Origin of the sequence: Baaleninema simplex PCC 7105, from assembly GCF_000332355.1 — a bacterium.
Classification (GTDB): domain Bacteria; phylum Cyanobacteriota; class Cyanobacteriia; order Cyanobacteriales; family Geitlerinemataceae; genus Baaleninema; species Baaleninema simplex.
In genome coordinates, this window is sequence record NZ_KB235962.1 from 338,647 (window position 1) to 350,993 (window position 12,347).

The 12,347-nt window shown below is 47.3% G+C and carries 9 protein-coding genes and 3 pseudogenes; 9 read left to right on the forward strand and 3 right to left on the reverse strand.

Annotated features, from left to right (window positions below; genetic code table 11):
- Together GEI7105_RS32715 and GEI7105_RS0126825 are read left to right on the forward strand one after the other, a co-directional pair.
- The coding region (locus GEI7105_RS32715) for a DUF433 domain-containing protein (protein WP_017663451.1) at positions 1 to 194 on the forward strand (194 nt) is incomplete at its 5' end.
- On the forward strand, positions 191 to 529 hold the full coding sequence (locus tag GEI7105_RS0126825) for a DUF5615 family PIN-like protein (RefSeq protein ID WP_017663449.1): 339 nt from the start codon (positions 191 to 193) through the stop codon (positions 527 to 529). The genes GEI7105_RS32715 and GEI7105_RS0126825, both read left to right, overlap by 4 nt.
- Before the next feature lie 408 nt (positions 530 to 937).
- On the opposite strand, the gene GEI7105_RS32720 is transcribed toward GEI7105_RS0126825, so the two are convergent.
- Both GEI7105_RS32720 and GEI7105_RS0126835 read right to left on the reverse strand, forming a co-directional pair.
- Positions 938 to 1,579 (reverse strand): hypothetical protein, encoded by a 642-nt coding sequence (locus tag GEI7105_RS32720; RefSeq protein WP_144054068.1) that lies wholly within the window; start codon positions 1,577 to 1,579, stop codon positions 938 to 940.
- 25 nt (positions 1,580 to 1,604) lie between these two features.
- Positions 1,605 to 2,665 (reverse strand): ISKra4 family transposase gene (locus tag GEI7105_RS0126835; RefSeq protein WP_144053634.1). Its coding sequence is split into 2 segments (ribosomal slippage): positions 1,605 to 2,509 and positions 2,509 to 2,665, totalling 1,062 coding nucleotides; the frame shifts between segments, so codons are not numbered across the junction.
- A gap of 188 nt (positions 2,666 to 2,853) precedes the next feature.
- Here GEI7105_RS0126835 and GEI7105_RS0126845 point away from each other — a divergent pair.
- A complete protein-coding gene (locus GEI7105_RS0126845) occupies positions 2,854 to 4,344 on the forward strand; it encodes an IS5 family transposase (RefSeq protein WP_017663452.1) in 1,491 nt (496 codons plus the stop codon).
- Between the two features lie 59 nt (positions 4,345 to 4,403).
- On the opposite strand, the gene GEI7105_RS32725 is transcribed toward GEI7105_RS0126845, so the two are convergent.
- The gene (locus GEI7105_RS32725) at positions 4,404 to 5,252 is read right to left on the reverse strand and encodes a DUF262 domain-containing protein (protein WP_017663453.1); all 849 of its coding nucleotides are present in this window, start codon (positions 5,250 to 5,252) and stop codon (positions 4,404 to 4,406) included.
- 368 nt (positions 5,253 to 5,620) lie between these two features.
- Between GEI7105_RS32725 and GEI7105_RS0126855 the strand changes: the two genes are divergently transcribed.
- From GEI7105_RS0126855 to GEI7105_RS39175, 6 genes and pseudogenes are all read left to right on the forward strand, one after another.
- Positions 5,621 to 6,451 (forward strand): metal ABC transporter permease, encoded by an 831-nt coding sequence (locus tag GEI7105_RS0126855; protein ID WP_017663454.1) that lies wholly within the window; start codon positions 5,621 to 5,623, stop codon positions 6,449 to 6,451.
- Positions 6,452 to 6,621: 170 nt separating this feature from the next.
- Positions 6,622 to 8,256 carry an iron uptake porin gene (locus tag GEI7105_RS0126860; protein WP_017663455.1) on the forward strand — a complete coding sequence of 545 codons (1,635 nt, stop codon included), beginning with the start codon at positions 6,622 to 6,624 and terminating at the stop codon, positions 8,254 to 8,256.
- Positions 8,257 to 8,595: 339 nt separating this feature from the next.
- Positions 8,596 to 10,197, forward strand: coding sequence for an iron uptake porin (locus GEI7105_RS0126865; RefSeq protein ID WP_035494149.1), 1,602 nt, complete (start codon positions 8,596 to 8,598; stop codon positions 10,195 to 10,197).
- 291 nt (positions 10,198 to 10,488) lie between these two features.
- Positions 10,489 to 11,223, forward strand: a pseudogene (locus GEI7105_RS35635) (IS1 family transposase).
- A 24-nt stretch (positions 11,224 to 11,247) separates the two neighbouring features.
- Positions 11,248 to 11,798 (forward strand): annotated as a pseudogene (locus GEI7105_RS35645) (RNA-guided endonuclease InsQ/TnpB family protein); the annotation flags it as partial.
- A 198-nt stretch (positions 11,799 to 11,996) separates the two neighbouring features.
- Positions 11,997 to 12,347: pseudogene (locus GEI7105_RS39175) on the forward strand (hypothetical protein); the annotation flags it as partial.

A 12,347-nucleotide genomic window follows, 5' to 3' on the forward strand; every position in this document is an offset into this window, starting at 1 on the left:
ATCCCCAACAGTGCGGCGGTCGTCCCTGCATCCGAGGGATGAGAATCCGGGTATCGGATGTATTAGATCTCTTCGCGGCGGGTCTGAGTTCAGAAGAAATCTTAGAGGAAATGCCCGATCTCGAAGCAGACGATCTCAAGGCATCCCTTCTCTATGCTTCGCGGAAACTGAATCACCCAGTTTTAGTCGGATGACGATCTGGGTAGATGCACACCTGTCTCCGGCGATCGCCACCTGGATTACAAGAACTTTTGGAATTGAAGCCGTCGCCTTACGGGATCTTGGACTAAGAGACGCAGAAGATCCTGAAATCTTTGAAGCTGCAAAAGCACAGCAGGCGATTGTGATGACTAAAGACAGTGACTTTGTGGATTTAGTCGAGCGGCTTGGTTCGCCACCCCAAATTATTTGGTTGACTTGTGGCAATACCTCCAACGCTCGTTTACAGGAGATTCTAAGTGAGACGTTACCCAGAGCGTTGGAAATTTTGCAGTCTGGTGAGGCATTAGTCGAAATTAGTGGAGACTAGCACTGCAAGATAACCGATTCAGCTACATACGGATAAAAGCTGCGATGACGGTACTAATTTCAAGGTTATCTACCGCCGCTGCATTTTGCTGTTAGATGGCTTAAGCTATATTTGTCCACTCTTTTCAAGGTGGTTAACGAGATAGCTAGCTTTTAGCAATCTGATAAGTTTTCTCTACTCCACACAAAGTTCTACTTAACCGGATAAGCACGTTACAAATTGTATGACCAACTAAATAAAACCTAATAATTTAATCTTGTCTTAAGTCACACAGTTCACTTGCCTTGTTAAGCAGCAATTCAGACCTTGACACTAGAAAACTATCGTAGTCATCATCGATGAAGGCATTAGCAGGACAGAAATGTGTAGATATTATTTGCTGGAAGCTTTCCTCGCAATCAGGCATTTCTATACGATACTTACTAGGCTGTTTGTTTTTATTTTGTTATTGTCACTCCTAGAAAGCAATGCAAAGTTTGCTAAGCAATTAATTTCATCGTCTTTATATTTTTCAAGGTTTTGCAAGTAAGATTTTGGGAAGATATGATGAAATTCTTTTCGATTGCCTTGCGCTAAAACATTTTTCAATGATATATTTGTACCTTGAATAAAGTTTAAAGGTTTGCCTTGTGCTAACAGCAAAATAAATGTTCTGGTTGCCACTGAATTCATTCGGAAATAATTCTTGAGAAAAAAACTAGTATCTAATGATATGTCAAAACTTTCGAGTTGATGAGGTTGACCTGTCTTGAGTTTTTTTACTTCTGCTAAATCTAAATCTGTACTTTTAGATGCTCCTCGTGCATACCTTTTAGAGAAACACGCACGCCAAAACCATTTTTTGATAGCCTGATATTGCTCTTGAGGTACAGGAGGGGGCTGTTTTTGTGGTGACGAAAAGAATGATGATAGAACGGCTAAAATGTTTTCCATTGGTAGAAGCTTAAGAGAGAATACATTTAGCTCATCTTTCAAAAAGTCAATCGCTCTGAATATACCCGTCTGAATTTCATCGAATTTATTTCGTACTTCGCTACCAGGAAGATCCATGGGGTGCATCCCAGTTTTGCAAGTGTTAGGCGTAAAAGTCTCCATTGAGATAAGCACAGCGTTGCTTGAGGACTTGTGGAACGTTCTGACGTTCCCACTGAGCGCCGGAAATCTTGAGACGCCGACCAATCTGCTTGACCGTCGATTCAATGGCTCCAGAGCCGATAGAAATCCCTTCACACTGGTAATAGCTGTAGTTGACGATGCGGTGTCGATGTTTTTGCACGTAAGCCACCAACTTGGTGACGCGCGGGTGTGACCAATCCTCGAACTGAGCCAGCGACCCCTCCACATCACCTCGCCACAAACAAGCTTCAACGGCATCGAGACGCTGCTGTGACCCACCCACTTTCCCTAAATTCTCCGTCAAATGATACCAATCGAGAACTTCTTGCCGCTGAGTGGTATCACCTATGTCAGCAAAGAGATTCCAGATCCCATCGTGTCCATCTCCGAGGCAGATTAGAGGCGTGGCCAAGGGTTGTTGATTGACCCAATTCACCAAGCCCTCGTTATCTTCAAAGAAAGCTCCTACACTCGCCCCATGGAGATTGACGGCTTTGTAATCTCGCCAGATACAGGGGTCTCCGACGGCGGTACGCAGACGGACTTTACCTCCATCGAGGCTCATTTCAGCGACGGTCTCTTCGAGTTGGGGCAGTTCAAACTTTTGACGATGTACCAAGCGTTGCTGGCTACTTGCAGAAACGGTCATGCCCGTTAAGACCTCAAGATCTTGAGCCGCCCGCTCGTAGGAGGAGTTGGCGCTCAGGAGTAAACAGCATTTCTCCAGCTCGGGACTCCATCGACTGTGTGCTTTGACCTCTAGCTTCTGGGCTTGTGGCTCGCTCAGACTCAAGCGACCGAGAAGACTTTTTACCGTCCGTTTTCTTCCGCCTTGGCTGCCGCTGCTGTTTTGGATAAAAAATTTCCCACTTCTGGGCTAACGTGTTCTAATAGCTGATGACGGACGGTTTTTTCGATGCCAGATAGGGTTTGAATCTCTTCTGGGTCACTTCCTTCGTAGAGTAGAGCGGCAATCGCTCGAGCGTGAGCTTGAATTTGGCGACGTTTTTCAGCATCCATGAGCTAGGCTTGACTCCGACTTGGGCAACTCCTTTTAGCTTAACTCCCTTCTCTCAAACCGCTCTAAGTAGGGCTTGCTGAAAAGAAGTGAAAAGCTTACGGCGTAGGGCTTAGAGGAGTCTAGATGTGACGTCAAGAGCCCGAAAAAGAGGTAAAATTGAAAATTATCGTGCATCCAGTCAGAGAAAATGTATCGAAAATCACAAAATCCCGACACGCCCGAAGAAGCCTTTGAGCTTTCCTCTGAGGAAAAGTTGTGTGGAGAAAATCGTTGGGTCATTCTGGCAAAACTCATTCCCTGGACAGAATTTGAGGAAGAATACGCCCAGATTTTTTCCGAGGAAATGGGAGCGCCAGCGAAACCATTTCGGATGGCGCTCGGCGCATTAATTATCAAAGAAAAATTGGGAATTAGCGATCAAGAAACCGTAGAGCAGATCCGAGAGAACCCGTATTTGCAGTATTTTATCGGTCAGAAGAGTTACAGTATTGAAGCCCCATTCGACCCCTCAATGATGGTTCACTTCCGTCAGAGAATTGGGGAAGAGTTTCTGGGTAGAATCAATAAATCAATGGTCAAAAAAGCCCAAGGATTTGGGAAGGAAGCCACCGAAAAAAAGCTCGGAGAAGCCGGAGAAAGAGAAGACGGTCAAAATAATAAAGGAAAACTCTTAATCGATGCAACGGTGGCACCAGCGGATATTAAATATCCCACGGATTTCGATCTGTTAAATTCAGTCAGAAAAGACACAGAAAGGATCGTCGATAAGATGCACGAACAACAGAAGGTAAAAGGAGAGAAAAGACCGAGAACTTATCGAAAACAAGCCCGTAAAGAGTATCTAAAATTTTCTAAAAGGAAGAAGAAATCGAGAAAAGAACGAATCAATGCAGTGAAGAAACAACTGAAGTATGTGAAAAGAAATTTGGAATATATTGAGAAGCTAATTGAAACAGGGGTGAGCCTGGAATGCTTAAGCCACAGGCAATACAGAAGATTATTGGTCGGAGTAGAAATCTACCGTCAGCAGCAATGGATGCTCGAAAATCAAACCGAGCGGATTGACGATCGGATTGTCAGTCTCAGTCAACCTCATGTGCGTCCGATCGTGAGAGGAAAAGCGAGAGCCAATACAGAATTCGGAGCCAAAATCTCGGTGAGTTGTTGGGATGGATATGTGTTTGTGGAGCGAATCAGTTGGGACAACTATAACGAAACTGGCGACTTGAAAATGCAAGTAGAGGAGTATAAAGAACTGACGGGACATTACCCAAAATCGGTTCACGCCGATCGAATTTATCGAACCCGAGCTAATCGAGCTTGGTGTAAAGAACGAGGAATTCGTTTGAGTGGTCCGCCTTTGGGAAGACCGCCTAAAAAGGTGAGCAAAGAACAGAAAAGACAAGAACGAGAAGATGAGAGAGTTCGGAACGAAATTGAGGGTAAATTTGGACAAGGAAAACGGAGATTTGGTTTGGGGCGAGTCATGACTAAACTGGCTCAAACATCAGAAACCTCAATCTCCCTCACATTTTTAGTGATGAATTTGGTGAAGCTGCTGAGGCAGTTTTACTGTCTTTTTTTGTGTCAAATTTCCCAAAACTCTGATTTTGTGTTCCAAATTATTAGGATGAGTTATATCAAGCTATTTTATACCAAAAAAATAGCTTATGCTTAACTCTGTTCCATTTCTTGTCAACTGTCCATACCCTGTTTTTTGGAGTTATTCAGCAAGCCCTAAGTACTCTTACTCATTGCAAAACTGGGATGCACCCGATCCATGAAATTTTCTGGATCTGCACTATGCATGACTACAGCAGAGCAACATTTTAGAAGTAGATCTGAGCCAACCTCTTTAAATCCAAATGGTTCGAGTTCTTCAGAAACTGATTTAAACTTCTCTTGTAAATCAAAATCTTCACTCCAGTTCCAGACAGATAGAAGCTGAAAAGTATCTAATTCTACCCCTTGCTTATTAATTCTTTCAAAGACAGTTGCAACATATTTGCGCTCTTCACTTTCAAATCGTTCCACAGGAATGCGAGCTTGGGTAAATCGATCCACTAAATCATCTATCTGTTGTGCGAGATTTTCATCTAAACTTCGAGTTACTTTTCTGTAGTTTCGAGAATCAAAAACATACTTGAGCGGGAAGAATTTTGTGTTATCATATTCTCCATTGCTGGTGTATTTTTCTAAATATTTAAACGGAACAGAATCTTTGCTATCAAGTTCAAAAAAAAGATTAGTCCAATCTGTATCTTCACCATCTTGAGGTGTAAGATAATTTTGGAATATCCCAAAAATAGAAGTTATTCTCTGTTGCCCATCTAAAACGTAATCTATAGGATAATCAGGATCGTTTTCGGGAAGTTGATAAGATCCTAGATTTCTCTCGGTTCTTAAGGGATTTTTCGTTCTCCAAAGTAAAACCGATCCAAAAGGGAATCCTTTATAAACACTATCGATAAAGTAAGCAACTCGCTCTGGCTCCCAAACGAAACCTCGTTGAAAAGAGGGTATTCTGATTTTCCCTCGTTCCAAGTCATTGATTAAGTTTTTTATAAAGTAGTAAGTTTCAGACATAGGGACTTAATTTGAGGCTACACTGATAACCAAAGCATATCCACCCTTTCAATGTCAACCTTATGGGCATCTCGATTAATTCAAACTTATTGAGAAATAGGCTCTACTATCGAGAATTTGCAACGAGATTTTAAGGGTTTCAGTCATTGAATTTTGAACCAGAATCAATTTTTCGAGGTATCCTTATCTAACTTTTGACGTTCTTACAAAAGCTACTGCTCGTAAATCCTTCTATGCTATGTTTCTACATTCACAGCAGTTCCTCCGATCGCCCCCCAAACCTCCCCACCACTCCTACCCTGAAAAAGCGATCGCCATTAACGCTACCCTAGATCGAAATCTTCAGTGAATCGCCGTTTCTAGAACCGATGTTTCAATTTTTCACCGAAGCGTTACAGTTCGATTTCATGCGTAACGCCTTACTCGCCGGACTTCTCGTGAGCGTAGCTTGCGGCGTTATCGGTACCTTTGTCGTCGTCAACCGCATTGTGTTTATTAGTGGCGGAATCGCTCACGCCGCCTATGGTGGAATTGGTTTGGGATACTTTTTCGGTTTCGATCCCGTTTTGGGGGCGATCGCCTTTAGTTTAGCCGCAGCCTTGGGAATGGGTGTCGTACAACGGCGAACCGAACAAAGAGCCGATACCCTCATCGGCGTCATGTGGGCGATCGGAATGGCCATCGGTATTATCTTTATCGATATGACGGAAGGCTACAAAGCCGATTTGATGAGCTATCTCTTTGGTAGCATCCTCACCGTTCCCCCCAGCGATTTGATGCTGATGCTGGCCATCGATGTCGTTATCGTCGCCCTCGTGGTGCTGTTTTATAAGGAACTGTTGGCGATTTCCTTCGATCCCGTCTTCGCCGCGACGCGTAACGTTCCCGTCAACGCACTCTATCTGATGCTAGTCGCCGCGATCGCCCTTACCGTCGTCATGGTCATGCAAGTGGTAGGATTGATTCTCACCATCGCTCTGTTAACCATGCCAGCAGCGATCGCGGGACAGTTCGTCAAAGACATCAAACAGATGGCGATCGCCGCAGGCTTATTAGGAATTATTTTTACAACAGTCGGGTTGTTTCTCTCCTATACCTTCGACCTAACCTCCGGTGCGACGATTATCCTCGTCTCGGGAGTTGCGTATTTACTGAGTTTCAGCTTCAAACTGCTGCCGTCTGCTGAAGGGCGATCGTAACGGGATACTCGCTCGATCTTGGGTTTCGCAAACCTCCGAGAGTCGCTCTCGGAGGTTTTTTTACGGCTTGACAGACTTCAGTACCCAGCCTAGAGTGATAATCATTATCATAATCGACCATACGATCGCGATCGTATCGAGTGCGATCGACTAACGAGGAGTGTATTGGCGTGAATCGAGCATTTTGGCAACTCAACCCCATCAGCACGGGCATCCTAGGCGTTTTCCTGGCAGCAAGTGCCGCTAACGCCCAAATGACGAGCGTAGACGAACTCAGCGACCCCACACCGTCGTTTTCCCTCGACCAAGTCACCTCCGTATCGCAACTCTCCGACGTACAACCGACAGACTGGGCGTTTCAGGCGTTGCAATCCCTCGTCGAACGCTACGGATGTATCGCCGGGTATCCCGACGGCACCTATCGCGGCAACAACTTCATGACCCGCTACGAATTCGCCGCTGGGGTTAACGCCTGTCTCGACCAAATCGTTTCCCTCATCGGCGGCGGCGACACTATCGACCCCGAAGACTTAGCCACCATTCGCCGCTTGCAAGAAGAATTTGCCGCCGAACTCGCCGCGTTGCGGGGACGAGTGGACAGGTTAGAATCGCGCACCGCCGAACTGGAAGCCAACCAGTTTTCCACCACCACACAACTGCGAGGGGAAGCGAGTTTTAGCGTTAGCAGTTTGTTTGGAGACGAAAAAGCCGGAGGCGGAGATCTCGATCGCAATCCCGTTTTGAACGATCGCATACGTTTGTTTTTCAACACGAGTTTTAGCGGACGAGATCGCCTCATTACCCGTTTAGACGCCCTCAACGTCGTCCCCTTCGGTCCAGACACCACCGGAACCTTCATGACGCGAACCGCCTTCGACGAGGGGGACGACAACAACGTGCGACTCGGAAAGCTCATGTACAGCGTTCCCTTGATTGAGGGAAGTGACGGCGGCCATCACCACCGCCAAGGACACGCTTCCGCCCCCGGACGGGTTTCGCTGGTGGTCGATGCCAAAGGTGGCGAATTCGCAGGGAACTTCGTCAATTTCAACGATTACTTTGCCGAAGAAATGACCGGGGCGATTTCGCGTTTCGGACGCTTCAATCCGATTTACTACCAAGGCTTTGAAGGAACGGGACTTTCAGTTAACGTTCGGGCCGGCGACGCCATTACCCTCTCGGCGGGATATCTGGCACCGGAAGCCAACGACCCCAATCCCAAAAACGGCTTGTTTAATGGAAGATACGCCGCGATCGCTCAAGTGGCCGTGTTTCCCAGCGATACTATCCGATTTGGATTGAACTACTCCCGCGCCTATTATCCCAGTGGCAGCGTTCTCCTGTCGGGGGCGACGGGAAGCCAACTAGCCAATCGACCCTTTGGAAATTCCGTCGCCACCTCCGCCGACCACTTCGGGTTTCAAACCAGTATTGACATTGCATCCCGGTTGACCTTAGCTGGCTGGGCGGGATTGAGTTTAGCCCACGCTGAAAGCGATTTTGTCGGGGTCGAGGAGGGAGACGACGCGACGATTTTTAACTGGGCACTAACCCTGGCGCTGCCCGATTTGGGGAAAGACGGGGCGATGGGAGGATTGATTGTCGGTCAACCGCCTCGAGTCCTCGATAACGACGGCGGCCGCGACGAAGACGATGCGTCGTGGCATATCGAAGCGCAGTATCGTTATCCCATTAACGATCGTATTTCGATAAATCCCGGCTTTTTTGTGGTTCTCAATCCTGAGAACGATAACGATAACGAGGCGCTGTGGGTGACGTCGATTCGCACGATTTTCCGTTTCTAGCACTCGATCGATTTAGAAGATTCTCAATTGAGCTTGGGAAGCTGGGGCAATTTTGGCATCGATCGCGCAATGCCCAAACCGACTCAATGCCAGAATTGTGCAACGTTCGTTCTTACCTCTGCGCTGATGAAATCTCGATCCGCGATCTTGACAAAATTTTGTAACTCTTGCAAAATTATTGAGAATATTTACTAATAAATAAGGCGATCGCTCTATCCTAACATTTGGCCGAACTTCTCAGTTAGCGCTAGGATTGATTATCATTTTTATCGGCGGCCTGCCGTCGGGCGATCGAACCCATCTAATCCATGGAGTGTGAGTGTAGTGAACGCGAAACCAATGTCTCGAATTATCTGGAACCTTGTCAGCCGTAGTGCTGGCGTTTTCGGCGTTTTCCTAGCTGCTAGTGCAGCCAACGCCCAAATGACAAGTGTAGACGAACTCAGCGACCCCGCGCCGTCGCTGTCTCTCGACCAAGTGACCTCCGTGTCGCAACTGTCCGACGTACAACCGACAGACTGGGCGTTTCAAGCGTTGCAGTCTCTCGTCGAACGCTACGGATGTATCGCCGGATATCCTAACGGAACCTATCGCGGCAACAACTTCATGACCCGCTACGAATTCGCCGCCGGGTTAAACGCGTGTCTCGACCAAATCGTCGCCCTCATCGGTGATGGAGAAAACATCGACGTTGACAGTTTACAGACCATTCGCCGCTTACAAGAAGAATTCGCCGCCGAACTAGCCGCGTTGCGAGGACGAGTAGACGGATTAGAATCTCGCGTCGCCGAACTCGAAGCCAACCAGTTTTCCACCACAACGAAACTCGAAGGTCAAGTCATTTTCGCCGCTTACGGCATTGCAGCGGGTGAAGATGTCAACGGCAACGATATCGATAAAATCCCCGCTTTCGGCTATCGGACGCGGTTAGAATTCCTCACCAGCTTTACCGGCGAAGACTTGCTGCTAACCCGCTTGCAAGCCAGCAACATTCCCGCTTTTTCGGAAGTGTCCACGGGATATCCCGAAGGAGATTTGTTCTTCTCCGACGATAGCGGAAACTCCATTGAAATCGACGCCCTCAACTACTCGTTTCCCATCGGCGACAACCTCAACGTCGTGATTTCTGCCAACGCCGGGGCTTCCGACGACTTCGCGTCCAGCGTCAACCCCTTCTTCGACGGCGACGGGAACTTCGGGGCGTTGTCTAAATTCGGAACCCGCGCCTCGATTTTCTACCTGATCGAACAAACGGGGATCGGGTTTGAATACGCATTCAACGATTTTCTCTCCCTCAGCGGCGGCTACTACGCCGGAGAAGCCAACGACCCGACCGAAGGGTTAGGCTTGTTTAACGGACCCTATGGCGCGATGGGACAATTAACCTTGACGCCTGCCGACGGATTAGAGTTCGCGTTAACCTATTTGAACTCGTACAACCTGGAAATGGGAACCGGAAGCACCCTCTCCAACTTCCGCAGCTTCTCCGCTGACGAATTCGGCACAGAAATGCCCATTGTCAGCAACGCTTACGGCATCGAAGCCTCTTGGCAGCTTGCCGAGAACTTCGCCCTCGGCGGTTGGGTGGGATATGTCAATACCCAAACCCTCTCGACGTTAGGGGGAACCATCGATCGCGGCAGCCTCGATAGTTGGAACTGGGCGGTTTCCTTGGCGTTTCCCGACGTAGGCGCACCGGGGAACTTAGCGGGTATTCTTGTGGGACAAGAACCAAAAGTCACAGATGTCAGTTCGAGTTTAGAACGGGGTGGCATCGACGAAGACGACGATACGTCGCTGCACCTCGAAGCCTTCTATTCGTTGCAAATCGGCGAAAATCTGACGGTGACGCCGGGATTAATTTGGTTGACGGCACCGAACCACGACGACGATAACGACGATGCTTTGATTGGCGTGATTCGCACGACGTTTAGTTTCTAGCAGTTGGTGATGTTGTGATGGGGGATAGCCTCCCTCTCGTTACCCCGATTTCGTTCTTGTACTCGATTCCCAGGCAGTTTTTTGTCTGGGAATTTTGGTAGTGGCCAATCAATAGTGATTTTGAAGGCGATCTCTAGATAAGGCGCTTGTAAAATAGTTGTTTTTTTATTTTCAAGCTGAGTCTTAGGAGTTCATCTGATTGTTTGTCTGATTAATTCTTGTTTTTAGAATACACTAAATGCACTTACAATATAATTGTTTGATTCAGTGTTTGAGATTTTAAAATCAGCCATGTCCCACTCAGATCTTAGACCTCCTTGTCCAAGCTGTGGTTCAGAACAGATTGTCAAAAATGGAAGTACCCATAACAAAAAGCCCAAATTTAAATGTAAAGAGTGTGGACGCCAGTTCGTGAAATTTCCAGAGAAAAAGGAAATCTCATCAGAGACTAAAGCTTGGATTGATGAATTACTTCTCGAGAAAGTTTCCTTACGAGGAATTGCTCGCGTGACGAAAGTTTCTCGAACCTGGTTACAGAATTATGTCAATCGAAAATATAAACGGACTCCTCGTCAATTAAAGGTTTCATCCAAAAAAAAGGAAAATTGACGTTGGAATGTGATAAGTTGTGGTCATTTGTAAAAAACAAGAAAGCAAAAATTTGGATTTGGCTAGCTATCGATCGAAAAACACGAGAAGTGGTGGGCTTCGCTTTTGGAGATAGAAGCCGAAATATGGCTCAAAAGCTTTAGGATTCTTTGCTTACTGTTTATCGACAATGTGCAATTTATTACACAGATTTTTAGGCAGCTTATGAAAAAGTATTTCCCTCAAAAAGACTTAAGCAAGTTGGCAAAGAAACTGGAGAGACTTCTCATATTGAGAGATTCAATAACACGCTTCATCAACGAATTTCTCGACTGGTTCGTAAAACTTTATCTTTTTCAAAAAAATTTAGAAAATCACATCGGGGCGATTTTGACTTTTCTTCATCATTATAATGAATGCATACAAGTCCAGTTTTGATATCACTACGTTTTGGTCACTACCCAGAAGAAAATTGCGAGAGTCCATCAACGGATTGCCGATACGCGAAAAGACTGGCATTTCAAGTTTGCTCATCACCTCTGCGACGGCGCAGGGATGATTTTTGTAGAAGATCTCATCCCCCCGTTGCCCCCCGAAGTTCGGGGGGTTGGGGGGATAGGAATGCTGGGCAAGCACACCCTAGATGCTGGATTGGGTCAATTTGTGAATCAGATCCTTCCCTGGGTGTGCTGGAAGCGCGATGTGTATTACGGCAAGGTGGATGCCCGTGGCACTTCTCAGGAATGTCCCGATTGTGGGGCAGAGGTTCGCAAAGATCTCTCAACCAGGATTCATCACTGCCACAACTGCGGGTCAACAAAGCCCCGTGATTAGCGAGCGGACAAGTCATCTGTAGCCGTGGGCAACGGCAAATCGAAACTGCCTGTGGAGGGGATGCGGCGGGGACTGAGGTTACTCAGTCTAGCTGGCACCTGTTGAAGCAGGAAATCTTTGGGGCGACCCAGGGAATCTCCCTGCATACCCGGAACGGGTTGCTGGGAGAGGATGTCAACAATCGAGACAACCGATTCAGACTCGAGCCATGCAGCTTCCCCCGTACCGCCGAAATCTCTCGAACTTACCAGGGATATTGCCCCTTTTTGTTGAAATTTCAGTGCTTTAACAATATCTTTCGGACAATTTCTCTCGTAGAAGCCGACAATCTCCACGTCCTCCCCTACAATGGGTGCATCGATCCAGACTTCCGACCCATGATGAATACCTCCTCGTCTCCGCCGGGTTTTCCCAAGGCGATCCTGTCTGTCAGCCGAGAGGAACGCTACGGTGGCAACGGTACGCCCGAACCGCTGTCGCTTACCGTTCGAGATGGAACCACGGGGGAGGCGATCGCTCTGCCCGACGACCTGCGCGGACACCTGTTCGTCATTGCGATCGTGGGTTCGGTAGACTCTCCCCCCCTGTACGGCGATCGCCGCGATCCCGTTTTACCCTCGCTTGATAGATATTCGCCACTGATTAACGGCGATGGTATGGTGTATCGTCTCGACTTCCACGAAACCCCCGATCTCGAAACCCCTGACGGCTCGATTCAAAAAGACGGG

Excerpts from the sequence above, each read along its gene's own strand:
- GEI7105_RS0126825 (WP_017663449.1), top strand. The coding sequence starts at position 191 with ATGACGATCTGGGTAGATGCACACCTGTCTCCGGCGATCGCCACCTGG.
- GEI7105_RS32720 (WP_144054068.1), bottom strand. The coding sequence starts at position 1,579 with ATGGATCTTCCTGGTAGCGAAGTACGAAATAAATTCGATGAAATTCAG.
- GEI7105_RS0126845 (WP_017663452.1), top strand. The coding sequence starts at position 2,854 with ATGTATCGAAAATCACAAAATCCCGACACGCCCGAAGAAGCCTTTGAG.
- GEI7105_RS32725 (WP_017663453.1), bottom strand. The coding sequence starts at position 5,252 with ATGTCTGAAACTTACTACTTTATAAAAAACTTAATCAATGACTTGGAA.
- GEI7105_RS0126855 (WP_017663454.1), top strand. The coding sequence starts at position 5,621 with ATGTTTCAATTTTTCACCGAAGCGTTACAGTTCGATTTCATGCGTAAC.
- GEI7105_RS0126865 (WP_035494149.1), top strand. The coding sequence starts at position 8,596 with ATGTCTCGAATTATCTGGAACCTTGTCAGCCGTAGTGCTGGCGTTTTC.